The sequence below is a fragment of the Denitraticella aggregata genome (assembly GCF_048158365.1).
Taxonomy (GTDB): domain Bacteria; phylum Pseudomonadota; class Gammaproteobacteria; order Burkholderiales; family Rhodocyclaceae; genus Azoarcus_F.
On record NZ_JBLLNL010000005.1, the window covers coordinates 47,485 to 69,455 of the forward strand.

25 protein-coding genes are annotated in these 21,971 nt (G+C 63.7%); 5 read left to right on the top strand and 20 right to left on the bottom strand.

The genetic code is table 11. The features are described from left to right. Positions 1 to 8: 8 nt before the first annotated feature. Positions 9 to 866: a Tim44 domain-containing protein gene (locus ACKVEX_RS07940; RefSeq protein WP_473215172.1), complete on the top strand. Its 858-nt coding sequence runs from the start codon at positions 9 to 11 to the stop codon at positions 864 to 866. Between the two features lie 36 nt (positions 867 to 902). Beyond that, complete coding sequence (locus ACKVEX_RS07945; protein WP_473215173.1) at positions 903 to 1,526, top strand: ubiquinone biosynthesis accessory factor UbiJ; 624 nt, start codon at positions 903 to 905, stop codon at positions 1,524 to 1,526. Positions 1,527 to 1,644: 118 nt separating this feature from the next. Here ACKVEX_RS07945 and ACKVEX_RS07950 read toward each other — a convergent pair whose 3' ends face one another. From ACKVEX_RS07950 to ACKVEX_RS07990, 9 genes are read right to left on the bottom strand one after another with little or no spacing between them, the layout of a single operon-like run. After that, positions 1,645 to 2,070: a F0F1 ATP synthase subunit epsilon gene (locus ACKVEX_RS07950; RefSeq protein ID WP_473215174.1), complete on the bottom strand. Its 426-nt coding sequence runs from the start codon at positions 2,068 to 2,070 to the stop codon at positions 1,645 to 1,647. Between the two features lie 57 nt (positions 2,071 to 2,127). After that, a complete protein-coding gene (atpD, locus tag ACKVEX_RS07955; protein ID WP_473215175.1) occupies positions 2,128 to 3,525 on the bottom strand; it encodes a F0F1 ATP synthase subunit beta in 1,398 nt (465 codons plus the stop codon). Positions 3,526 to 3,550: 25 nt separating this feature from the next. Beyond that, entirely contained in the window at positions 3,551 to 4,420 is an 870-nt protein-coding gene (gene atpG, locus ACKVEX_RS07960; protein ID WP_473215176.1) for a F0F1 ATP synthase subunit gamma, read from the bottom strand. Positions 4,421 to 4,441: 21 nt separating this feature from the next. Beyond that, a complete protein-coding gene (gene atpA, locus ACKVEX_RS07965; protein WP_473215177.1) occupies positions 4,442 to 5,980 on the bottom strand; it encodes a F0F1 ATP synthase subunit alpha in 1,539 nt (512 codons plus the stop codon). A gap of 12 nt (positions 5,981 to 5,992) precedes the next feature. Further along, complete coding sequence (locus ACKVEX_RS07970) at positions 5,993 to 6,529, bottom strand: F0F1 ATP synthase subunit delta (protein ID WP_473215178.1); 537 nt, start codon at positions 6,527 to 6,529, stop codon at positions 5,993 to 5,995. 3 nt (positions 6,530 to 6,532) lie between these two features. Beyond that, positions 6,533 to 7,006, bottom strand: coding sequence for a F0F1 ATP synthase subunit B (locus tag ACKVEX_RS07975; protein WP_473215179.1), 474 nt, complete (start codon positions 7,004 to 7,006; stop codon positions 6,533 to 6,535). A gap of 37 nt (positions 7,007 to 7,043) precedes the next feature. Continuing rightward, positions 7,044 to 7,289: a F0F1 ATP synthase subunit C gene (gene atpE / locus ACKVEX_RS07980; RefSeq protein WP_473215180.1), complete on the bottom strand. Its 246-nt coding sequence runs from the start codon at positions 7,287 to 7,289 to the stop codon at positions 7,044 to 7,046. Positions 7,290 to 7,343: 54 nt separating this feature from the next. After that, the gene (gene atpB / locus ACKVEX_RS07985) at positions 7,344 to 8,192 is read right to left on the bottom strand and encodes a F0F1 ATP synthase subunit A (RefSeq protein WP_473215181.1); all 849 of its coding nucleotides are present in this window, start codon (positions 8,190 to 8,192) and stop codon (positions 7,344 to 7,346) included. Positions 8,193 to 8,194: 2 nt separating this feature from the next. Continuing rightward, positions 8,195 to 8,536 (bottom strand): ATP synthase subunit I, encoded by a 342-nt coding sequence (locus ACKVEX_RS07990; protein WP_473215182.1) that lies wholly within the window; start codon positions 8,534 to 8,536, stop codon positions 8,195 to 8,197. A 249-nt stretch (positions 8,537 to 8,785) separates the two neighbouring features. Here ACKVEX_RS07990 and ACKVEX_RS07995 point away from each other — a divergent pair, with 249 nt between their 5' ends. Next, positions 8,786 to 10,120, top strand: a complete 1,335-nt coding sequence (locus tag ACKVEX_RS07995) for an MFS transporter (protein WP_473215183.1) — start codon at positions 8,786 to 8,788, stop codon at positions 10,118 to 10,120. A gap of 7 nt (positions 10,121 to 10,127) precedes the next feature. Here the strand turns inward: ACKVEX_RS07995 and ACKVEX_RS08000 are convergent, their stop codons facing one another. From ACKVEX_RS08000 to tpx, 7 genes are all read right to left on the bottom strand, one after another. Further along, positions 10,128 to 10,979: a ParB/RepB/Spo0J family partition protein gene (locus tag ACKVEX_RS08000; protein ID WP_473215184.1), complete on the bottom strand. Its 852-nt coding sequence runs from the start codon at positions 10,977 to 10,979 to the stop codon at positions 10,128 to 10,130. Between the two features lie 23 nt (positions 10,980 to 11,002). Further along, positions 11,003 to 11,773: a ParA family protein gene (locus ACKVEX_RS08005; protein ID WP_473215185.1), complete on the bottom strand. Its 771-nt coding sequence runs from the start codon at positions 11,771 to 11,773 to the stop codon at positions 11,003 to 11,005. Beyond that, a complete protein-coding gene (gene rsmG / locus ACKVEX_RS08010; RefSeq protein WP_473215186.1) occupies positions 11,773 to 12,396 on the bottom strand; it encodes a 16S rRNA (guanine(527)-N(7))-methyltransferase RsmG in 624 nt (207 codons plus the stop codon). Before rsmG ends, ACKVEX_RS08005 begins: the two co-directional genes overlap by 1 nt. Beyond that, positions 12,393 to 14,309, bottom strand: coding sequence for a tRNA uridine-5-carboxymethylaminomethyl(34) synthesis enzyme MnmG (gene mnmG / locus ACKVEX_RS08015; protein WP_473215187.1), 1,917 nt, complete (start codon positions 14,307 to 14,309; stop codon positions 12,393 to 12,395). The genes rsmG and mnmG overlap by 4 nt, the downstream gene beginning before the upstream one ends. A gap of 180 nt (positions 14,310 to 14,489) precedes the next feature. Beyond that, positions 14,490 to 16,172 carry an ABC1 kinase family protein gene (locus tag ACKVEX_RS08020; protein ID WP_473215188.1) on the bottom strand — a complete coding sequence of 561 codons (1,683 nt, stop codon included), beginning with the start codon at positions 16,170 to 16,172 and terminating at the stop codon, positions 14,490 to 14,492. Beyond that, positions 16,172 to 16,846: a DUF6781 family protein gene (locus ACKVEX_RS08025; RefSeq protein ID WP_473215189.1), complete on the bottom strand. Its 675-nt coding sequence runs from the start codon at positions 16,844 to 16,846 to the stop codon at positions 16,172 to 16,174. Before ACKVEX_RS08025 ends, ACKVEX_RS08020 begins: the two co-directional genes overlap by 1 nt. Before the next feature lie 295 nt (positions 16,847 to 17,141). Further along, the gene (gene tpx / locus ACKVEX_RS08030; RefSeq protein ID WP_473215190.1) at positions 17,142 to 17,642 is read right to left on the bottom strand and encodes a thiol peroxidase; all 501 of its coding nucleotides are present in this window, start codon (positions 17,640 to 17,642) and stop codon (positions 17,142 to 17,144) included. A gap of 298 nt (positions 17,643 to 17,940) precedes the next feature. Here tpx and ACKVEX_RS08035 point away from each other — a divergent pair, with 298 nt between their 5' ends. Both ACKVEX_RS08035 and mobA read left to right on the top strand, forming a co-directional pair. Next, positions 17,941 to 18,765: a formate dehydrogenase accessory sulfurtransferase FdhD gene (locus ACKVEX_RS08035; RefSeq protein WP_473215191.1), complete on the top strand. Its 825-nt coding sequence runs from the start codon at positions 17,941 to 17,943 to the stop codon at positions 18,763 to 18,765. Then, entirely contained in the window at positions 18,762 to 19,337 is a 576-nt protein-coding gene (gene mobA, locus ACKVEX_RS08040) for a molybdenum cofactor guanylyltransferase MobA (protein WP_473215192.1), read from the top strand. Before ACKVEX_RS08035 ends, mobA begins: the two co-directional genes overlap by 4 nt. 24 nt (positions 19,338 to 19,361) lie before the next feature. Here the strand turns inward: mobA and ACKVEX_RS08045 are convergent, their stop codons facing one another. The 4 genes from ACKVEX_RS08045 to fdh3B form a co-directional block, all read right to left on the bottom strand. Next, entirely contained in the window at positions 19,362 to 19,877 is a 516-nt protein-coding gene (locus ACKVEX_RS08045) for a DUF6505 family protein (protein ID WP_473215193.1), read from the bottom strand. Positions 19,878 to 20,003: 126 nt separating this feature from the next. Next, on the bottom strand, positions 20,004 to 21,101 hold the full coding sequence (locus ACKVEX_RS08050) for a formate dehydrogenase subunit gamma (RefSeq protein WP_473215194.1): 1,098 nt from the start codon (positions 21,099 to 21,101) through the stop codon (positions 20,004 to 20,006). An 11-nt stretch (positions 21,102 to 21,112) separates the two neighbouring features. Further along, positions 21,113 to 21,307 (bottom strand): hypothetical protein, encoded by a 195-nt coding sequence (locus ACKVEX_RS08055; protein ID WP_473215195.1) that lies wholly within the window; start codon positions 21,305 to 21,307, stop codon positions 21,113 to 21,115. Positions 21,308 to 21,379: 72 nt separating this feature from the next. Then, entirely contained in the window at positions 21,380 to 21,967 is a 588-nt protein-coding gene (fdh3B, locus tag ACKVEX_RS08060; RefSeq protein ID WP_473215196.1) for a formate dehydrogenase FDH3 subunit beta, read from the bottom strand. Positions 21,968 to 21,971: the final 4 nt, after the last annotated feature.

The following is a 21,971-nucleotide window of genomic DNA, read 5'->3' on the forward strand; positions in this document are numbered from 1 at the left end:
CTCGCATCATGAAACATCTGCTGCTCAGCCTCATCGTCGCCGTCTTAACGCTTGGCACGGTCATTCCCGAAGCCGAGGCCCGTCGACTGGGCGGTGGTGGCAGCTTTGGCATGCAACGTCAGGCCACGCCTGCGCCCGCACCCCGTCAACCCGCCACGCAACCGGCCGCACGCCCGGCCCAACAGCCGGCCACGGCGGGCAACCGTTCCTGGATGGGCCCGGTTGCCGGTCTGGCGGCCGGCCTCGGCCTGGCGGCGCTGTTTGCGCATCTCGGACTGGGCGAGGAGTTCGGTTCGCTGTTGTTGCTAGCCTTGTTCATCTTCGGCGCCGTCATGTTGTTCCGCATGCTGTCCCGACGCGCGCAGGGCGCGCAGGGCGTCCAGCGCATGCAGTACGCCACGGCGACCGCATCGTCGGGCAACGGTGCTACGAGTCAGCGTACGGCCTTCGACACGACTCCAGTAAGTCATGTGTCTTCGCCGGTTGCGAGCGCGCATCCCGACTTCGATGCCGAGGGCTTCGCACGTCAGGCCAAACTGAACTTCATTCGCCTGCAGGCCGCGCATGACGAAGCCAATCTGGACGATATCCGCCAGTTCACGACGCCCGAGATGTTCGCCGAGATCCGCCTGCAGCTGACCGAGCACCACAGGCCCGGCCAGCGCACCGATGTGGTGGATCTCAACGCCGACGTGATTGAGGTCGTTGAAGAGGACGATCGCTACATCGTCAGCGTTCGCTTCAACGGGCTGATCCGTGAGGACCGCGACACCACCCCTGCTGTCTTCGATGAGGTTTGGCATCTGACCAAGTCCAGGAAGGACGACCGCGGCTGGCTCATCGCAGGTATCCAGCAGATCGCCTGAGCGCCGCATTCGCTGATTTACCCACGGACATTGACGATGGAGTGGACCTCATCGGGGGTCGCCCGGGTCATCAATCATCTGCTCGGGCGCGCCCCATGGGCGCGCGAGCGTCTGATGCCATACGCAGGCAGCTCGCTGTGCTGCCGGATCTCGCCCATTGAGCTGGTTTTCCACATCGAGGCCGATGGCTACCTGGCGGCGGGCCGGAGCGAGGACGCCGCCCGGCCGGCTGATGTCACGATCACGGTACCGCTCGCACAGCTTCCCGGCGCGCTGGTCGGAGACGCCGACAAGCTGATGGCGGCGGTCAATCTTCAGGGCAATGCCGAACTGGCCGATTCGATCGGCTTCGTGTTCCGGAACCTGGAGTGGGATGCAGAGGAGGATTTGTCGCGCGTGCTGGGCGACATTCCTGCACGCCGGCTGGCCGAGACCGCGAGGGCGATGCGACGGACCCATCAGCGCGCCTTGTCGTCTCTCGGCGGCAATCTCGGGGAGTATTTCGCGGAGGAACAGAGCATGCTCGTCACGCACGGCGCGCTGCATGTCTTCACGGACGACGTCCGGGCGCTCCGGGACGATCTGGCGCGTCTCGAGAAGCGTGTCGAACGCAGCCGACGGGCGAAAGGACCGGAGCGCGGCTTACCCAAGCTTAGATAGCCCGGACCGGTTCCCTATAGCTTCGCCGGACCAGCCCCTCGGCCCTGCACGCATGTTGCGCAGGTGAAAAAAAAGCATCCAGAACGGATGCTTTTTTCGATCGGGCGGGAAACCCCGCTCAGTGACCGCGCTTGCGTAGCCGCTGAATCGCCGAAATCTGGGCCATCGCCTCGGCCAGCTCTGCTTGCGCCTTCGCGTAGTCGACCTTGGCACTCTGGTTCGACAGCGCCTCCTCGGCCAGCTTCTTCGCCTCGATCGCCTTAGCCTCGTCAAGGTCCGAGCCACGAATCGCCGTGTCGGCCAATACGGTCACGAGACCGGGCTGCACTTCCAGGATGCCGCCGGCAACGAATATCAACTCTTCTTCAGCCTGGTTCTGTACCTTGATTCGGACTGCGCCGGGCTTGATTCGGGTCATCAGAGGCATGTGTCCCGGCAGAATCCCGAGCTCACCGGCTTCTCCCGGCAAGGCGACGAATTCGGCCAGTCCGGAGAAGATCTGCTCTTCCGCGCTGACGACGTCAACATGAACCGTCATTGCCATAGTGTTGTCCTTGTGGTGACCACGCGCCAGCAAACCGCCGACGCGTGGGTTGCCCTATCAGAGCTTCTTGGCCTTCTCGATCGCCTCTTCGATGCCACCGACCATGTAGAACGCCTGTTCGGGCATATGGTCGCACTCACCGTCTACGATCATCTTGAACCCCGCGATCGTGTCCTTCAGCGACACATACTTGCCCGGCGAGCCCGTGAAGACCTCGGCGACGTGGAAGGGCTGGGACAGGAAACGCTGGATCTTGCGCGCACGACCGACCGCCAGTTTGTCGTCCGGGGACAGTTCGTCCATACCCAGAATCGCAATGATGTCGCGCAGTTCCTTGTACTTCTGCAAGGTCTGCTGCACTGCCCGTGCCACGCTGTAGTGCTCTTCACCCACGACCAACGGGTCCAGCTGACGTGACGTCGAATCGAGCGGATCGACGGCCGGGTAGATACCCAGCGCAGCGATGTCGCGCGACAACACGACGGTGGAGTCTAGGTGCAGGAAGGTGGTTGCCGGCGACGGGTCGGTCAAGTCATCCGCTGGCACATAGACGGCCTGGATGGACGTGATCGATCCGACCTTGGTTGAGGTGATCCGCTCCTGCAGGCGACCCATCTCGTCGGCCAGCGTCGGCTGGTAGCCGACCGCGGAAGGCATACGACCGAGCAGCGCCGACACTTCGGTACCGGCCAGTGTGTAGCGATAGATGTTATCGACGAAGAACAGGATGTCACGGCCATCGTCGCGGAAGCGCTCGGCCATGGTCAGACCGGTGAGCGCGACGCGCAGACGGTTGCCCGGGGGCTCGTTCATCTGACCGAACACCATCGCAACCTTGTCGAGAACGTTGGAGTCCTTCATCTCGTGGTAGAAGTCGTTGCCCTCGCGGGTACGCTCGCCCACACCGGCGAAGACCGACAGGCCCGAGTGCTGTTTCGCGATGTTGTTGATCAGCTCCATCATGTTAACGGTCTTGCCGACGCCCGCACCACCGAACAGACCGACCTTGCCGCCCTTGGCGAACGGACAGATCAGATCGATGACCTTGATGCCGGTCTCGAGCAGTTCGACCGACGGCGACAGCTCGTCGAACTTCGGTGCCTTCGCGTGAATCGGGCGAAGCTCGTCCGAGTCGATCGGGCCAGCCTCGTCGATCGGACGGCCGAGCACGTCCATGATGCGTCCCAGCGTGCCGGGACCGACCGGTACGGAAATCGGCGAGCCGGAGTCGACCACCTTCATGCCGCGCCGCAGACCATCGGTCGAACCCATCGCAATCGTGCGCACCACACCGTCACCGATCTGCTGCTGCACTTCGAAGGTCAGACCCACTTCGGCAAAGGGGCTGCTCGTGTCGTCGAGGCGCAGCGCGTAAAACACTTTCGGCATCGAATCGCGCGGGAACTGAATATCCACCACAGCGCCGATACACTGAACGATCGTACCAGTACTCATCGTCGTTTCCTTAAATCAAAAATCGTTAGACCGCCGCGGCACCGCCGACGATTTCGGACAATTCCTTCGTGATTGCGGCCTGGCGGGTCTTGTTGTAGACCAGCTGAAGCTCGCCAATCACGTTCTTTGCGTTGTCCGACGCCGCCTTCATGGCCACCATGCGCGCGCTCTGCTCCGAAGCGAGGTTCTCGGCCACCGCATGATAGACCAGCGCCTCGACGTAACGCAGCAGCATCTCGTCGATCACCACCTTCGGATCCGGCTCGTAGAGGTAGTCCCACGAACTGTCAGGCGTACCCAGCTGCTCGCCGGTCAGCGGCAACAGTTGCTCGAGCACAGGCTCCTGCTTCATCGTGTTGATGAACTGGGTGTACGCGATGTAGACCGCGTCGAGCTCGCCGTTCTGAAACGCGTCGAGCATGACCTTCACCGGACCGATCAGCTTCTCGAGATGCGGCGTATCACCCAGCTGAACGGCATGCGAAACCACCTTTGCGCCGATCCGCTGCATGAATCCGAGACCCTTGTTACCGATGCAGCTTGCATGGATCTCGGTGGTTCCAGCCGCCTCCCACTCCTTCATCGCCGTGATCGCGATACGCTGGATGTTGGTATTGAGACCACCGCACAGGCCCTTGTCGGTCGTCACCAGAATCAGGCCGACACGCTTGTTCTCGGTCGTCTGGACCAGGAAGGGATGCTTGTAGTCGGTGACATTGGCCCGTGACAGATTCGCGGCGAGTCGGCGGATCTTCTCGGCGTACGGACGGGCGGACCGCATCCTTTCCTGCGCCTTGCGCATTTTGGATGCGGCCACCATCTCCATGGCCTTGGTGATCTTGCGCGTGTTCTGAACGCTCTTGATCTTGGTTCGGATTTCCTTACCGCTTGCCATATTCCGTCTCCGTCAGCGCGCTCAGGACCAGGTCTTCTTGAACTCGGCGATCGCGCCGGCCAGTTCAGCTTCGCCGTCCGCGTCCAGGTCGCGCTTGTCGAGAATCTTGGCGACGAGCGCCGCGTGATGACCCTTGACGTGCTCGATCAGTGCGTGTTCGCACGGGAGCAGGCGTGCGACCTCGACGTCGTCGAAATGCCCGTTGTTCACCGCGTACAGCACGACTGCCATTTCGGCGATCGACATCGGCGAGTATTGCGCCTGCTTCATCAGTTCGGTCACACGGCGACCGCGCTCGAGCTGCTTGCGGGTCGCAGCATCGAGATCCGAAGCGAACTGGGCAAACGCGGCGAGTTCGCGGTACTGCGCGAGGTCGGTACGAATACCGCCGGACAGCTTCTTGATGACCTTGGTCTGAGCCGCACCACCGACGCGTGACACCGAGATACCCGCGTTGATCGCAGGACGGATACCTGCGTTGAAAAGGTCGGTCTCGAGGAAGATCTGACCGTCGGTGATCGAGATCACGTTGGTCGGGACGAATGCGGACACGTCGCCGGCCTGAGTTTCGATGACCGGCAGCGCGGTCAGGGAACCGGTCTTGCCAGTGACTTCGCCGTTGGTGAACTTTTCGACGTAGCCGGCGTTCACGCGTGCGGCGCGCTCGAGCAGACGGGAGTGCAGATAGAACACGTCGCCCGGGTAGGCCTCACGACCTGGCGGACGGCGCAGCAGCAGCGAGATCTGGCGATAGGCCCAGGCCTGCTTGGTCAGATCGTCATAGACGATCAGCGCATCCTGGCCGCGATCGCGGAAGTATTCGCCCATGGTGCAACCGGCATAGGCTGCCAGATACTGCATCGCCGCGGACTCGGAGGCCGAAGCCGCGACGACGACGGTGTATTCCATCGCGCCGTGCTCTTCCAGCTTGCGGTAAACGTTGTTGATGGTCGAGGCCTTCTGACCGATCGCAACGTAGACGCAGAACATGTTCTGGCCTTTCTGGTTGATGATCGTATCGACCGCAACCGCGGTCTTGCCGGTCTGGCGGTCACCGATGATCAACTCGCGCTGACCGCGGCCGATCGGCACCATCGAATCGACCGCCTTCAGGCCCGTCTGAACCGGCTCCGAAACCGACTGGCGCGCGATGACGCCCGGCGCGACCTTTTCGATCTTGTCGGTCATCTTCGCGTTAATCGGCCCCTTGCCGTCGATCGGCTGGCCCAACGCGTCGACGACGCGGCCGAGGAGCTCGGGACCCACCGGCACTTCCAGAATGCGTCCGGTAGTCTTGACCGTCGCACCCTCGGTGATGTGCTCGTAGTCGCCGAGCACCACGACACCGACCGAGTCACGCTCGAGGTTGAGCGCGAGCCCGAACGTGTTTCCGGGGAACTCCAGCATTTCGCCCTGCATCACGTCCGCAAGGCCATGTACGCGACAGATGCCGTCAGTAACCGATACTACCGTGCCTTCATTGCGCGACGCGGCGGTAAGCTGCAGGTTCTGGATCCGGCTCTTAATCAGGTCACTGATTTCAGAGGGGTTGAGTTGCATGTATATATGCTCCTAGTTCTTAAGCGCAGCGGCCATGTTCGCGAGCTTGCCGCGTACCGAGGCATCGATCACTTCGTCGCCGATCGCAATCCGGACCCCGCCGATGAGCTCGGGATCGAGGCGTACTTGCACGTTCAGCTTGGCCTTGAAACGTGCCTCAAGGTCGGCCTGCAGCTTTGCCAGACTTGCGTCGTCAATCGGAAATGCGGAGGTGATGTCTGCCTCCTTGACACCTTCATGTCCGTTCTTCATCGAAACGAACAGGTCACGGATCTCGGGAAGCACTGTGAGGCGTTCATTCTCGACGAGAAGGCGAACGAAGTTCTGCATGTCAGGGTCGAGTACCGGCCCCGCCACTTCGACGATCAGGCCATGGACCTGGTCGTCGCTGAGTTGCGGATCGGATATGCATTGCTTCATTGCCGGATCGATGATGATCGCAGCCAGACGTTCGAGTGCTTCCGACCAAGGCCCCAGCGCACCGGCCCCTTTAGCCAGCTCGAAGGCGGCATCGGCATAGGGGCGCGCGATGGTGACGTTCTCGGCCATGACTTATTGCAGTTCCTGTTTCAGGTTGGCAAGCAGATCGCCGTGGACCTTCGCATCGATCTCACGGCGCAGGATTCGCTCTGCGCCAGCGACGGCAAGGTTGGCGACCTGATCTCGGATCTCTTCCCGCGCACGCTGGGCAGCGGAGGCAGCCTCTCCCTCGGCCGCTTCGCGGGCTTGGGCGATGATGCGGTTGGCTTCGGACCGCGCGTCATCCAGAATCTTGGCAGCCTGCTTCTCGGCTATGCCACGCACATCACCCGCAGATTCGCGGGCCTTGCGTAATTCTTCGACGACCTTCTTCTCGGCAAGCGCGAGATCGGCCTTGGCCTTGTCCGCAGCTGCCAGCCCGTCGGCGATCTTGCCCGCACGCTCATCGAGTGCCTTCATGATCGGCGGCCACACGAATTTCATCGTGAACCAGCCGAGAATGAAGAACACAACGATCTGGGCTATCAGGGTTGCGTTCAAATTCACTGTTCTGGGCCCTCGGTTGAGTTTAAGGGAGGACCGATCAGACGACGAACGGGTTGGCGAAGGCGAACATCATCGCGATACCGACACCGATCAGGAACGCGGCGTCGATCAGGCCGGCCAGCAGGAACATCTTGGTCTGCAGCGCGTTCATCAGCTCAGGCTGACGAGCGGATGCTTCGAGGTACTTGGAGCCCATGATACCGATACCGATACAGGCACCGATGGCGCCCAGACCAATGATCAGACCAGCAGCCAGCGCGACAAAACCCAGGGTAAGTTCCATGACAACTCCTTCAAGTAAAGGTGACTAAAGTGACGACTCGGGATGATACAGAAATCAATGGCCTTCGTGCGCCTGACCGACATAGACCAGCGTCAGCATCATGAAGATGAATGCCTGAAGCACGATGATCAGGATGTGGAAGATCGCCCAGATCGAACCGGCAATCAGATGTCCGAAAAACCCGAGCACGGTCGCCGTCCCGCCGAGTAGCGCGATCAGCACGAACAGCAACTCCCCGGCGAACAGGTTGCCGAACAGACGCAGGCCGTGCGATACGGTCTTGGCGAGGAACTCGATCATCTGCATGACGAAGTTCACCGGCCACAGCACCGGATGCGCACCGAACGGCGCCGTGAAGAGTTCGTGCACCCAGCCACTCAAACCCTTGATCTTGATGTTGTAATAGACGCACATCAGAAAGACCGAGATCGACATGCCAAGCGGGACATTGATGTCGGCAGTGGGCACGACGCGCATGTAGGCGTGACCCGGGTCGATTCCGACTGCGGTCAGGCCGCCCGCCCAGAGCGTCGGGATCAGATCGACCGGCAGCAGATCCATCACGTTCATCAGGAAGACCCAGATGAACACGGTCAGCGCCAGAGGTGCAACGAATTTTCGGGACTCGGCGCTATGGATGATGCCCTTGGCCTGGTCATTGACCATTTCGACCAGCAACTCGATGAAGCCCTGGAAGCGCCCGGGCACGCCGGATGTCGCGCTGCGCCCGACCCGCCACAGCATGTAGACGGTCAGGACGCCCAGACCGAAACCCCAGAAGACCGAGTCGAGGTTTATGTAACCCCAATTGACGATGTCTTCCTGAGCATGACCGGTCTGATTCAGGTTGGTCAAGTGGTGTACTACGTACTCGGAAGCGGTGGGAGCGTGCCCTGTAGCCATGGTTATGTCTTCACCAAAAATGCAAACAAATTCGCCTTAAGTGCCAGAATCAGGCCGACGAACAGACCCCCCCAGTGAAGGTCGTCATAGACTGCCCGAATCAACACCAACAATCCCACTATCGCCGCGATCTTCACGAACTCGCCGACGATGAACACAGTCGCCGCGGGCGACCCGCCCTTGACCGCGGCCAGCCGGAGCCGAAACGCAAACAGTGCGTTTGGCACCGCACAGGCCAGGCCGGCCAGGCCAGCGGACGCGGCCCCATGCAACCCGAAAAAAACGGCCGATATGGCCGTTGCTACGAGTGTTGCGCCGAACTGCAGGAGTACCATTTTGAACATCGGTTCATTGGCGCCCTGCGGGGGTGATGCGCCGCCTGCCTTGAAAAATTGTCGCAATGTTAGGGCTTAACCAGGACAAAGTCAAACCGGTTTTGCAGTGCACCATAAAATTTCGAGCCAGTCCTGGATCTTATACATGTTTCGTCTGAAGATGAGTTCATCATGCTCTAATTTATCGCCGGTCGTGTCCGCAAATGCGCGCTTCGGCGGGCGCGACAAGCACCGCCGAAGCGCGACCGGAACCCGTCGATGATCAAGACCCACAAGGCTGGCAGACCCGAGATCTTTGGCTGGTGCATGTTCGATTTCGCGAACCAGGCCTACACGCTGCTGATCGTGACCGTGATCTTCGGCGACCTCTACAGCCGCGTCATCGTGGCCGATGCACCGGATTACCGTCTCGGCAACCTGCTGTGGAGCCTGTCGCTGTGCCTGAGCTATCTGCTGGTGGTCGTCAGCGCCCCGCTGCTCGGGGCGATCATGGACTACGCGCAGGCCAAGAAGCGCATGCTGTTCATCAGCTATCTGCTCACGGTCGCGAGCACGAGTCTGCTGTACTTCGTCGCGCCCGGTTTCATCTGGCTCGGCTTCGTGCTGATCGTCATATCGAACACCGCGTACTCGGTCGGCGAATCCTTCATCGCGAGCTTCCTGCCTTCTCTCGGCGATCCGGACGAACTGGGCAAGATCTCCGGGCTGGGCTGGGCGCTCGGCTATGCGGGCGGACTGGTCGCAGCCGGATTCGCGCTGCTGTTCCTGGGCGAGGTGAGTGCCGACAACTTCGAGCGCATCCGCTGGGTGGGTCCGTTCGCGGCGGTTTTCTTCCTGCTGGCCGCCATCCCGACCTTCGTTTGGGTGCGCGAACCGGCAATCGGACGCCGGCGCGCGCTGGACCCGAGCTTCGTCCGGGAGGGTTATGGACGACTGCGGTCGACACTCCGGTCGATCTCGCGTTTTCCGGACCTCAGTCGCCTGTTCCTGTCCATCCTGTTCGCGATGGCGGGCGTATATGTGATCGTTGCGTTCTCGTTCATTTATGGCGCACAGGTCATCGGCTGGAGCGAGGCGACACGCAACCTGATGTTCATCGTGGTCCAGATCACCGCGCTGCTCGGAGCACTGGTTTTCGGCTGGATGCAGGGGCGATGGGGCGGGCGCAGGACCTACGCGCTGACGCTGCTGCTGTGGATCGCCGCCATCCTTGCGATCTTCTTCGTGCGCGAACTGACCGGCTGGCTGGAGCGAGCGCTCGGCATCGCACTGTCGGTCGAACAGATGTTCCTGTTCGCGGGGCTGCTCTCGGGACTCAGCCTGGGATCCAGCCAATCGGTCGGACGCGCGCTGGTCGGCGCGTTCTCACCGGAGAACCGCGCCGCCGAACTGTTCGGTTTCTGGGGGATGTTCTCCAAGCTCGCGGCCATCTTCGGCCTGTTCGGCGTCGGGCTGTTGCAGTACGCGCTGGGCCTGGAGGGCGCGGTGCTGTTCTGCATCGTGCTGTTCGCGGCCGCACTGATTCCGCTCGCCGGCATCGACGAGGCACGCGGACGCGCTGCGGCGGTAGCCGCATCGTCGAGCGACGACTGAGCGCCGCTCAGCGCAGGCGGCTCAACAGGCCATCGAGCTGGTCCAGGTCGCTGAAGCGGATGCTGAGCTCACCGGCACCCTTGCGATTGGCTTTGATTCTGACCGTGGCCCCGAGCGCGTCCGCGATCTCCTCCTGCAGACGCATCAGATCGCGATCCGGTTCGCTGCGGCCCTTGGCCGCCCTCGGGTTGAGCAGCTTGTGCACCAGCCGTTCGGTATCCCGCACCGAAAATCCGCGGGCGGCCACCTGATTGGCGACCTGGATCTGACTGGCCGGATCGAGCGGCAACAGTGCCCGCGCATGCCCCATGTCGATATCCCCCGCCATCAGCAGTTCCTGCACCTGACCGGCGAGGTTGAGCAGGCGCAGCAGATTGGACGCCGCCGGGCGCGACCGACCCACCGCGTCGGCCGCCTGCTGATGGGTCATGCCGAACTCATCGATCAGACGCTGGATGCCGCCGGCCTCTTCGAGCGGATTCAGGTTCTCCCGCTGGATGTTCTCGATCAGCGACATCGCCAGTGCAGCCTCGTCCGGAATCTCGCGGACCAGACATGGCACGTCGTCGAGCTCGGCGAGCTGTGCGGCCCGCCAGCGACGTTCGCCGGCGATGATCTCGAAACGGTCGTTCCCGACCGGGCGCACCAGGACAGGTTGCATGACCCCCTGCGCCTTGATCGAAGCGGCCAGCTCCTCGAGCGAACCGGGGTCCATGCGCGTGCGGGGCTGGTACTTGCCGGGTTGCAGGCAATCCAGCGCGAGCGTCTGGAGCTGGCCCTTCTCGACTTCATCGTCACGGTCGCCGGCGAGCAGCGCATCCAGGCCGCGACCGAGGCCCTTGAGTTTGGGTGGTGTCATGGCGGGTCTCGTGTTTCGCGTGTTCACAACTTTTTCATGCGTTCGATCATCTCTTCGGCAAAAGCCATGTACGCCTGCGCACCCTTCGCGTTGCGGTCGAAGACAACGCCGGGCATGCCATGGCTGGGCGCCTCGGCGAGCCGGACGTTACGCGGCACGATCGCGCGGAACACCTTGTCGCCGAAATGACTCTCGAGCTGGGCGGAGACCTGCTGCTGCAGCGTCATGCGCGCATCGAACATGACCCGTAGCAGGCCGATGATCTTGAGATCCCGATTGAGGTTGGCATGCACCTTCTTGATCGTGTTGACCAGATCGGACAGGCCCTCAAGCGCGTAGTACTCGCATTGCATCGGGATGATGACACCATGCGCGGCGCACAGGCCGTTCAGTGTCAGCATCGACAGCGACGGTGGGCAATCGATGAGCACGAAGTCGTAGTCGTCCGCATGCGACCTCAGCGCATGCTTCAGGCGATGTTCGCGCTGGTCCAGTGTCACCAGCTCGACCTCGGCACCGGCCAGATCACGGTTCGCCGGCAGCACGTCGAAGCCCCCGGTGGGCGATGTTGCGCGCACGTTTTCAAGATCGGCCAGGCCGACCAGCAGATGATAGACCGAGCGCCGCACGTCGCGCTTGTCGATGCCGCTGCCCATGGTCGCATTGCCCTGCGGGTCGAGATCCACCAGCAATGTGCGCTGCCCCGCCTCGTGCAGCGCGGCAGCGAGGTTGACGCAGGTCGTGGTCTTGCCCACGCCCCCTTTCTGGTTGGCAATGCAGAAGATACGGGCCATCAGATGGAATCCAGAATCAGCAGATGTCGCTCGGCATCGAGGCCCGGCACTGCGAGCGGATGGACTTCGGCCACGCGCACGTTCGCGGGCAGGCGGGCGATTTCGGCCTCAGGATACACGCCTTTCATCGCGAGAAATCGGCCACCCGGCCTCAGCAGCCCCGAGGTCAGCCGGACGAAATCGGCGAGTTCGGAGAAGGCACGCGAAATCACCGCGTCAAAAAGCGGATCGGGACGCAGGTTCTCGACCCGCGCGTTGACCACGTCGAAGTTGCGCAGCTCCAGTTCGATACGTGCCTGCTGCTGGAAGCTGGCCTTCTTGCTGACCGCTTCGATCGAGGTCACCGCAAGATCGGGACGTACGATCGCCAGCGGGATGCCCGGCAAGCCACCGCCCGAACCCACATCGGCCATCCGTGCGTGCCGCGCGACGAAAGGCGCCACCGCCAGCGAATCGAGCAGGTGATGGGTGATCATCTGCGCAGGATCCCGGATCGAGGTGAGGTTGTAGACGCGGTTCCATTTCAGCAGCAGCGCAGCAAACGCGATCAGGCGCTGGCGGTCGGCCACGGACGGCGTCAGTCCGAGCGCCAGCAGCCCCTGCTCGAGCACGGCCTCGTTCATGCGGATTTCTTGTCGGCCGGGGTTCCGAGCGTGCGCATCATCTCGTAGCGCTTGAGCCACACCAGCAGCAGGGACACCGCCGCCGGGGTCACGCCCTGGATGCGACCGGCCTGGCCGATGGTCTCGGGTTTATGCAGATTGAGCTTCTGCTGCACTTCGCGCGACAGGCCACGCACCTCGGCGTAATCGAAGTCGGGCGGCAACGGGGTGCCCTCGGCCTGCAGCTGGCGTGCGACTTCGTCCTGCTGGCGATCGATGTAGCCCTGGTATTTGGCGGCGATCTCGATCTGCTCGATGACCTGCGGATCGGTCGCCGGGTCGTCCGGCGCGCCGGGCAGCGTCATCAGGTCGGCATAGGTGGTGCCGGGACGGCGCAACAGGTCGAAATGGCGATACTCGCGCTCCAGCGCCTTGCCGAACAGGCGCTCGGCGTCGGCCGCGGCGATCCGCTCGGGATGCGCCCAGGTCGCGCGCAGCCGCGCGGTCTCACGCTCGATCGCGTCACGCTTGGCGCAGAAGGCCGCCCAGCGTTCGTCGTCCACGAGGCCGAGTTCGCGCCCCTTCTCGGTCAGCCTCAGGTCGGCGTTGTCCTCGCGCAGCTGCAGCCGATACTCGGCGCGCGACGTGAACATGCGGTAGGGTTCGGACACGCCACGGGTGATCAGGTCATCGACCAGAACGCCCACATAGGCCTCGTCCCGACGCGGGCACCAGGGGCCGCGTTGTTGGGCCTGCAGGGCCGCGTTGGCGCCGGCGAGCAGGCCCTGCGCCGCGGCCTCCTCGTAGCCGGTCGTGCCGTTGATCTGTCCGGCGAAGAAAAGGCCGTGAAAGGTCTTGGTCTCGAGTGATGACTTCAGATTGCGCGGGTCGAAATAGTCGTACTCGATCGCATAGCCGGGGCGCAGGATATGCGCCTGCTCCAGGCCGCGGATCGACCGCACCACCGCGAGCTGAACGTCGAACGGCAGCGAAGTCGAGATCCCGTTGGGGTAGATTTCGTGCGTGTCCAGCCCTTCCGGTTCGAGGAAGATGTTGTGGCTGGTCTTGTCGGCGAAGCGGTGGATCTTGTCCTCGATCGACGGGCAGTAGCGCGGGCCGACACCCTCGATGACGCCGGAGTACATCGGCGAGCGGTCGAGGTTGTTGCGGATGATGTCGTGCGTGCCCTCGTTGGTGTGCGTGATCCAGCACGGCAACTGACGAGGATGCTGGCTGGCCGAGCCGAGGAAGCTGAACACCGGAACGGGGTCGTCGCCCGGCTGCACCTGCATCACCGAGAAATCGACGCTGCGCCCGTCGATGCGTGGCGGCGTACCGGTCTTCAGCCGCCCCTGCGGCAGCGCCAGTTCCTTCAGACGACGGCCGAGCGAGATGGCGGGCGGATCGCCGGCGCGACCGGCCGAATAATTGTCCAGACCGACATGGATCAGACCGTTCAGGAAGGTCCCGGCGGTCAACACCACGGTGGGCGCCTCGAAGCGGATACCGAGCTGCGTGACCACCCCGGTCACCCGGTCGGCATGAACCGTGATGTCGTCCACCGCCTGCTGGAAAAGCGTCAGGTTCGGCTGGTTCTCCAGGCGTCGGCGGATCGCGGCGCGATACATGACCCGATCGGCCTGCGCCCGCGTGGCGCGCACCGCCGGACCCTTTGACGCATTCAGGATCCGGAACTGGATGCCGGCCTCGTCAGTGGCCGCGGCCATCGCACCGCCCAGCGCATCGACTTCCTTGACCAGATGGCCCTTGCCGATCCCGCCGATCGACGGATTGCAGCTCATTGCACCGAGTGTCTCGATGTTGTGGGTGAGCAGCAGCGTGTTCGCACCCATGCGCGCAGCCGCCAGCGCAGCCTCGGTGCCGGCATGGCCGCCGCCGACGACGATGACATCGAAACGGGTGGGATAGAGCATGGCGCACCCCGGCATGGATGAATCTGGAAGGGCTAGGATTCTACGCTGTTGCGCTGCAAAAGCCTAGCGTTTCTCAGCGTGTTTCACGAAAAAATTCCTTTCAAACAGTTACTTGCCATGCAGGTAGCGGGTGAAACGGTGACATGGACGAGGCCGCCGTCGAGCACGCCGTGCCGCCGGTCAGCCGCGCCCCTTGCCACCCCGCCAGATCGACACGAGCACCGCGATTCCCCCGATCACGGCGGCCACGAAACCAAGAATCGCAAACAAGGGCGTGCCGGACGACGCATCTCCGGCGACCGTCATCACGATCGACGACCCGATGATCAGCGCAGCGGTGACGATGCCCAGCGTCAAGCGGCTGAAGGCCCGATCGATCTGGTCGCCGAACTGCTTGAGCGGCACCACATCGACCTGCACCCGGAAGCTGCCGCGCCTCACCATGCGCAGCACTCGAACCAGATCCCGGGGCAATCCGGTGATCAGTTCGAACGCACCGAGCGTCGATCGCCAGCCGCGCCGGGCCAGTGCCTCGGGCGAGTGATGAGCCAGGATACAGCGCTTCAGGAAGGGCCCCGCGACACTCGACATCTCAAAGTCCGGATCCAGCTGCCGGCCCATGCCTTCCAGCGTGACGAAGGCCTTGATCAGCAGCGTCAGGTCGGGCGGTAGCGACAACGCATGCTCGCGCATGATCGCCATCAGATCGGACAGCATCATGCCGAGATTGAGCGACTTCAGCGGAACCCCGTGATACTGATCGATGAAGGCGTCGATCTCGCCGTGCAGGGCGCTGGCATCCGGATCGCTGCCGGAACCCCATTCCAGAAGCACTTCGGCGGCCGCCTCGGCATCGCGACTGACCAGGCCATCGAGCAGCAGCGCGACCTCATAGCGACGCGCCTCCGTCAGACGCCCGACCATGCCGAAATCGACGAAAGCGATGCGGTTGCCGGGCAGGTAGAAGACGTTTCCCGGGTGAGGATCGGCATGAAAGAATCCGTCCTCCAGCATCATCTTCAGCACCGCCTCGGCGCCACGCCGCGCAAGCAGGCGGCGATCGAGGCCTGCGTCATCGAGCGCAGCGAGGCGTCGCCCCGGAATGCCGTCTATGAAATCCTGGACGTTGAGCCGCTCGCAGGTCCATTGCCAGTGGATGCGGGGAACGACGATGTCGTCACGACCGGCGAAGCTGGCTGCGATCCGCTCGGCGCTGCGACATTCCGCGGCGAAGTCCATCTCGCGGCGCAGCGACAGCGTCAGCTGCCTGACGATCTCGCGCAGGCGGTAGCGATGCAGGTCGGGTGCCTCGGTCTCGAAGATCTCGGCGAGACGGGCAAGCAGTCTAAGGTCGGCCTGGACGACCGGCCAGATATCCGGACGGCGCACCTTGAGCACGACGGCCGTGCCGTCGATCAGGCGGGCACGATAGACCTGGGCGAGCGAGGCCGCCGCCAGCGGCTGCGTGTCGAGTTCCGCGAAGACGGCCTCCGGCGCTTCGCCCAGATCCTCCACGAGTTGCGCGCGAATGCGCTCGTAGGCGACCGGGGGCACCGCATCCTGCAAGGCCTCGAACTCGGCGATCCACTCGGGCGAAAACAGATCCACCCGCGTCGCCAGCATCTGTCCGAGCTTGATGAAGGTCGGACCCAGTTCCTCGAGAGCGCGGGACACGCGCGCCGCCGGCTCGAGCAAGGCCAGATCGGCCGGCACATGCCAGTGCAGCGTCCTGCCCGCGCGCTCGAGCGCACCGGCCATGCCGACACGGCGCACCACATCGCCAAAACCGTAGCGGATCAGGACGGCGGCGATGTCATGGACGCGCCCGAGGTCGCGTGCGGCCTTGACCGCCTGCCACAGCATCAGTCGTGCGACTGTGGCGGTTCGGCGTCAGTCCTGGCGCTGCGCTCGGGTTGCAGGCGTTCGGCGATCCCGGCGAGGAAGCCCGAGGCCATGCCTGCCAGCAGCGCGCCGCCGCTGCGCAGACCGTGTGCGCCAGCCTCGAGCTGCGCCCTGGCCAGATCGCCGACCGTATCGCGCAACTGGCCGAGTGACGCGGCCACCCGACCGCCCACATGGGTGCCGCTGTTGCGCGCATGATCGGCCAGATCGTGAAGCGTGGCGGACGCGAATCCGGTCGCCCCCTTCGCCGCATTGCGCATGGTCTCGATGAACATCGCCTCAAGTCCGGTCAGGTCGTCCAGGGTGCGGTGCAGTTCCTGGCGGGTGAACTCGCTGCCGCGTGTGGCGGCCTCGCGCAAGGCCAGCTCGGTCGCTTCCGCGGCCGCGGCCAGCGCCTCGTCCAGTCCGCTCATCGCCTCGGACAGGGTCTGTCGCTCCCGATCGCCGAGCGCGGCGGAGCCTCTTCGCGCCCCCTCCACCACCGAATGCATCACATGCCTGAGCGCCTCGGTGTCGAGCCGACCCTCCGACAAGGCCTCGAGCGTGATCCGCCGCACCTCCTCGCGCACGCCGGCGACATCGCCCGCGACAGCCGCCTGCACATCCTCTTCGATCCGATCTGCATCACTGCTCATGTCGCCACCTCCATATCTACAGCATAGAAGATTGCACCGGAATGCACACGGTCGCCGCCCTTATCAGGAGGGCAATCGCACGAACACGGTGATGCGCTGTGGGCCGGGGAGGGCGCCTGTCCTCGCGGCGACTCGGCCCGAGCGCATGCCGCTGTTGGCGAGCGTAGCGTCCGCGATCCCTGCTGTCTGAGCGCGAAGCGCGAGTTCAGGGATCGCAGCGAAGCGAGCCTTACAGCGGCAGCGCGAGTGGCCGTCGGAGCCGCGAGGAAAGGCGCCCTCCCCGGCGAGCACCTACTTACTTCAGCGCCGCCAGCGCCGCCGCATAGTTCGGTTCGTTCTTGATCTCAGGCACGAGCTCGGAATGAATCACCTTGTTGTGCTCGTCGAGCACCACCACCGCACGGGCGGTCACGCCGGCGAGCGGACCAGAGGTGATCTCGACACCGTAATTGCGCATGAACTCGCGGCCGCGCATCGTGGACAGGCTCACCACGTTGGCCAGGCCCTCGGTTTCGCAGAAACGCTTCATCGCGAACGGCAGGTCGGCGGCCACCACCAGCACCACGGTGTTGGCCAGCGCGCCGGCCTCGGCGTTGAACTTGCGGGTCGAGGTCGCGCAAGTCGGTGTATCCAGGCTGGGAACGATATTCAGCACCTTGCGCTTTCCGGCATAGGTGTCGAGCGTGACGTCGGCGAGATCGACACCCACCAGCGAGAACGCCGGTGCGGCATCGCCGGGCTGAGGGAACGTGCCGGCCACTTCGATCGGGTTACCACCCAGGGTTACAGTACTCATCTTGAAGTCTCCATTGCTTGAGTCGGGCTGTTCGGATGTGTCCACTGCGGGAGAGTTCGTTCACCCGGTCGGACTGCAGCAAGAGTGCAGGAGTTCGGCGCATTCGGCAAGTCGGCGCATGCCCGGTCGAACTGCCACCATCCGGTTTCCCCGGGGCACCGGCCACGCCCTTCAGCCGCATCACCGGGGGCGCACGAACAGGCCTCGTTGCCCCGGTCCGACCGGCAGAAGTCTCGCCGGGAGGCGTTAGAATGCAGGGCGGAAGGCTTCAACCCTGAAGATGGAAGCGAACGATACGATGGCTACAGCTGAAAGACCCCTGCTGAGCGAGGCAAAGCGCGCGCTGACGATCACGATACCGGCCGAGAACGAGCACGGCGAGGTCGTGCCGACCTCGATCGCAGGCGAATACCCATTGACCGTCTATGTGGATAAGCGCGAGATCGTCACGCTGATGACGCTGGGCGCCGCGCCCGAAGCGCTGACCATCGGCTGGTTGCGTAATCAGCGGCTGGTCGGCAGCCTGGACGAGATCGCGTCGGTGCAGGTCGACTGGGAGGTGGATGCGGTATCGGTCACGACCCGCGGCGGTCTGAAGGACGTGGAGGCGCGTCTGAGCACGCGCACGGTTACCACCGGCTGCGGTCAGGGCACCGTGTTCGGTGACCTGATGGAAGAGGTGGACAGCATCGCGCTGCCGGACGACGTGGCGTTCTCGGAGAGCAGGTTGTATGCGCTGATGGACGCGGTTCGCAAGCACGAGTCGATCTACAAGCAGGCAGGCGCGGTGCACGGCTGCGCGCTGGCGGCCCCGTCGGGCGACGATTGCGAAATCCTGATGTTCTTCGAGGATGTCGGCCGGCACAACGCGGTCGATGCAATCGCCGGCCAGATGTGGCTGGACGGCCATGAAGGCGGCGACAAGATCTTCTACACCACCGGCCGGCTGACGTCCGAGATGGTGATCAAGACCGCCCAGATGGGCATTCCGGTACTGGTATCGCGTTCCGGGCTCACGCAAATGGGCTGGGAGATCGCGCGCCGCATCGGATTGACGATGATCGGTCGCGCGCAGGGCAAGCACTATCTTCTTTTCACCGGCCAGGAGAGGTTTACACGATGAAGATCAGCGCAGTCATTCTGGCCGGCGGACAGGGACGGCGCATGGGCGGGGTCGACAAGGGTCTGGTCGAACTCAACGGCAAGCCCATGGTGGAGTGGGTGCTCGAGCGCCTGCGTCCGCAGGTCGATGAGGTGTTGATCAATGCCAACCAGAATCTGGATCGATATCGCGCCTTCGGCGTGCCGGTCTTTTCGGATGCCATCGGCGGTTTTGCTGGTCCGCTGGCCGGGCTGCATGCCGGACTCGCACAGGCGGGTTGCCCGCTCGTGGTGACCGCGCCATGCGACTCCCCGTTTCTGCCCACCGACCTGGTGTCGCGACTGGCCGACGCACTCGACGCGAACGCGGCCGATTTGGCCGTGGCGCACACTTTCGAGCAGGCGCATCCGGTGTTCTGCCTGTGCCGGCGCGACCTGCTGCCGCATCTCGAGGTCTTCCTGAACGCGGGCGGACGTAAGATCGACCGCTGGTATGAGACGCTCAAGGTGGTAGCAGTCCAGTTCGACGATCAGGAAGAGGCCTTCCGCAACATCAACACCCGCGAGGAACTGGGGGCCGCCGACAGCGCTTGATCGAGCCGGGCCAACCGGTCCGGCTCAGGCCTTGCTGCCGTTCTCCGGAAACATGTCCCAGATCCGTATCTCGCCACTGTGTCCCTGCCAGTCGGCGACTTTTTGTTGCGGCAATACCCGTTTGAACGCTTCATGGATGCCCTCGTCGTCCGACCTGCGTTCCAGCACCAGCATCGTCCCGGGCTCGTATTCGCACAGGCTGGCGGCGTAATCGACTTCCTGCCGCGCGACCGGCAGGGCCTCGTCGAGCGACGGCGCGCCGAACGCGCGGACCAGATGACGGGCCAGCGATTCAATCGCCCCCTTGTATTCCGCTTCGCTGACCTCGGCGATGCTGACCACGGTCGCCCAGCCGAAGCGCTCCAGGCTCAGGAAGCCATTCCGGAACGCCTGGCGGGCCTTGCCCGTCAGTTGCTCGGGATCCTCGTCCGAAAAGGCGAACACGAAGCTTCCGGTGACCGCCAGTTCACCCGCCTGTGCGGCCGGGGCAAAGACGTGGTCGTCGGTATCGTCGAGGCGTGCCACGCGCAAAAGCTTCATCGTGTCTTCCTGTCGTCCAGCGTTGTCGTGAAGGGAGAGCGGCCGGGTGTGAAACCCTGCCGCTCGGATCGGGGCGCTCTTGTCGGCGCCCTCAAGTCGAAAGCACTCGGTCGCAAGACCGAAGCATCAGTGACTCGGCTGGCCGATCGGTGGCGCCGTAGCACCCGGGCCCGCGCCGCTGTCGGCCGGCACCGGCTTCACCCCTTTCGCGAGTTCTTCCTCCAGCCACAGGTCGTGATGCTGCTTCGCCCAATTGACGTCGACCCGGCCGGACGTCATGCCCTCCAGCGCGCCCTCCGTGCCGAGCGTGCCGATATAGGCATGCCCGAAGAAGAAGGCTATCCAAAGCAGCGACCCGATCGCATGCACCGCCTGGGCCAACGCCATGTCGGCGCGGGTCTGGCCGAACAACGGAAAGTTCAGCAGGAAGCCGGACACGCTGACGGCGATGCCGAGCACGACGATGCCGAGCCAGAACCAGATCTTCTCGCCGCCGTTGAACTTGCCGGCCGACGGATGCTTCTTGCCGAAAATGCCGCCGCCGGCGGCGAACCACTTCAGGTCGGTGCCGTTCGGAATGTTGTGCCGCACCCACATCACGATCATCAGCAGCACGCCCACCGAGAAGGCCGGTCCGACATAATTGTGCACGACCTTGCCGACATCCGCCCATGCGGCGAAAGCCTGGTGCCCCATCAACGGAATCAGCACGGTGCGCCCGAACAACAGGCTCAGACCGGTGATCGCGAGCACGATGAAACTGATTGCGGTGAACCAGTGCAGGAAGCGCTCGAAGGGTTTCCAGCGCTGGATCGTCATCCCGGCGCGGCCATGGACGAGCTTGATCCGGCCGACCACGGTGAATACCAGCGCCACCAGCACCAGCGCGCCGATCAGCAGATAGCCGCCGTAGGCGATCAGCGGGCCCATGCGAAACTGCCGCCAGGTCTCGCCGGTGTTGGAGATCAGCGTGCTGGTCACATAGGGGCCGGTCTGCGTCGTGACCCCGCTCTGGCCCTCGCGTGCGTCGCGCCACATGTCGGAGCGCGGGTTGGTCGCTCGTTCAGCGCCGAAACGCTGCTGTTGCTGCTGCATGCCCTGTCCCCCGGACTGCGCGAGCGCATAACCCAGCGGCAGCGCGATGGACAGCAGCAGGATGAGCGCGAGGCTCCACATCATGGAGCGGCGCCTGCGCCGCGCACTGCTCGAGATTGCATCCTTCATGGCAAAGACTCCTAACGGTCGGTCATGCCGGTCATGGCGCGTTCGCGCAGCTGTTCCTGCCTGCGCTGCGCGGCCTCCTGGGTCGCCGTTTCGTCGTGCTTGCCCTTGTAGACACCCGGTTCGTGGAACACGACCTCCTGATCGCAGGCGGTCAGCAGGGACAGGCTGGCCACCGCCAGCACTACAAGCATCGCTTTGTACGGCATCGTTGCACTCCTTTCGTCTTTCCGATCAGGCTCACTTACAAGGGACGGACCCCGACCGGGGTCCATCCCTTGTCAGGCGGTGCCGTAGGCCGCCTGCCAGCCCCAGGTCTGCGGCCGCCCACCACGACGCATCACGCGCTGGCGGTAGATATCCGAGACCACGTCGCCGTCGCCGGCGAGCAGGGCCTTGGTGGAACACATCTCGGCGCACAGCGGTAGCTTGCCCTCGGCAATCCGGTTGGCGCCGTACTTCACGTACTCCGCCTCGGAGTGGGTCTCCTCGGGCCCGCCGGCACAGAAGGTGCACTTGTCCATTTTGCCGCGCACTCCGAAAGCCGATTGCTGCGGATACTGCGGTGCGCCGAACGGGCAGGCGTAAAAGCAGTAGCCACACCCTATGCACAAGTCCTTGTCATGCAACACGATGCCGTCGGCGGTGGTGTAGAAGCAATCCACCGGACAGACCGCCGCGCACGGGGCATCGCTGCAGTGCATACAAGCCACCGACACCGACTTCTCGCCCGGTACGCCGTCGTCCATGACGATGACCCGGCGGCGGTTCACGCCCCAAGGCACCTCGTGCTCGCTCTTGCAAGCGGTGACACAGGCCTGGCACTCGATGCAGCGCTCGGCGTCACAGAGAAATTTCATTCTGGCCATAATG

Coding starts and splice junctions, on each gene's coding strand:
- ACKVEX_RS07940 (WP_473215172.1), top strand. CDS start 9: ATGAAACATCTGCTGCTCAGCCTCATCGTCGCCGTCTTAACGCTTGGC.
- ACKVEX_RS07945 (WP_473215173.1), top strand. CDS start 903: ATGGAGTGGACCTCATCGGGGGTCGCCCGGGTCATCAATCATCTGCTC.
- ACKVEX_RS07950 (WP_473215174.1), bottom strand. CDS start 2,070: ATGGCAATGACGGTTCATGTTGACGTCGTCAGCGCGGAAGAGCAGATC.
- atpD (WP_473215175.1), bottom strand. CDS start 3,525: ATGAGTACTGGTACGATCGTTCAGTGTATCGGCGCTGTGGTGGATATT.
- atpG (WP_473215176.1), bottom strand. CDS start 4,420: ATGGCAAGCGGTAAGGAAATCCGAACCAAGATCAAGAGCGTTCAGAAC.
- atpA (WP_473215177.1), bottom strand. CDS start 5,980: ATGCAACTCAACCCCTCTGAAATCAGTGACCTGATTAAGAGCCGGATC.
- ACKVEX_RS07970 (WP_473215178.1), bottom strand. CDS start 6,529: ATGGCCGAGAACGTCACCATCGCGCGCCCCTATGCCGATGCCGCCTTC.
- atpE (WP_473215180.1), bottom strand. CDS start 7,289: ATGGAACTTACCCTGGGTTTTGTCGCGCTGGCTGCTGGTCTGATCATT.
- atpB (WP_473215181.1), bottom strand. CDS start 8,192: ATGGCTACAGGGCACGCTCCCACCGCTTCCGAGTACGTAGTACACCAC.
- ACKVEX_RS07990 (WP_473215182.1), bottom strand. CDS start 8,536: ATGTTCAAAATGGTACTCCTGCAGTTCGGCGCAACACTCGTAGCAACG.
- ACKVEX_RS07995 (WP_473215183.1), top strand. CDS start 8,786: ATGATCAAGACCCACAAGGCTGGCAGACCCGAGATCTTTGGCTGGTGC.
- ACKVEX_RS08000 (WP_473215184.1), bottom strand. CDS start 10,979: ATGACACCACCCAAACTCAAGGGCCTCGGTCGCGGCCTGGATGCGCTG.
- ACKVEX_RS08005 (WP_473215185.1), bottom strand. CDS start 11,773: ATGGCCCGTATCTTCTGCATTGCCAACCAGAAAGGGGGCGTGGGCAAG.
- rsmG (WP_473215186.1), bottom strand. CDS start 12,396: ATGAACGAGGCCGTGCTCGAGCAGGGGCTGCTGGCGCTCGGACTGACG.
- mnmG (WP_473215187.1), bottom strand. CDS start 14,309: ATGCTCTATCCCACCCGTTTCGATGTCATCGTCGTCGGCGGCGGCCAT.
- ACKVEX_RS08020 (WP_473215188.1), bottom strand. CDS start 16,172: ATGCTGTGGCAGGCGGTCAAGGCCGCACGCGACCTCGGGCGCGTCCAT.
- ACKVEX_RS08025 (WP_473215189.1), bottom strand. CDS start 16,846: ATGAGCAGTGATGCAGATCGGATCGAAGAGGATGTGCAGGCGGCTGTC.
- tpx (WP_473215190.1), bottom strand. CDS start 17,642: ATGAGTACTGTAACCCTGGGTGGTAACCCGATCGAAGTGGCCGGCACG.
- ACKVEX_RS08035 (WP_473215191.1), top strand. CDS start 17,941: ATGGCTACAGCTGAAAGACCCCTGCTGAGCGAGGCAAAGCGCGCGCTG.
- mobA (WP_473215192.1), top strand. CDS start 18,762: ATGAAGATCAGCGCAGTCATTCTGGCCGGCGGACAGGGACGGCGCATG.
- ACKVEX_RS08045 (WP_473215193.1), bottom strand. CDS start 19,877: ATGAAGCTTTTGCGCGTGGCACGCCTCGACGATACCGACGACCACGTC.
- ACKVEX_RS08050 (WP_473215194.1), bottom strand. CDS start 21,101: ATGAAGGATGCAATCTCGAGCAGTGCGCGGCGCAGGCGCCGCTCCATG.
- ACKVEX_RS08055 (WP_473215195.1), bottom strand. CDS start 21,307: ATGCCGTACAAAGCGATGCTTGTAGTGCTGGCGGTGGCCAGCCTGTCC.
- fdh3B (WP_473215196.1), bottom strand. CDS start 21,967: ATGGCCAGAATGAAATTTCTCTGTGACGCCGAGCGCTGCATCGAGTGC.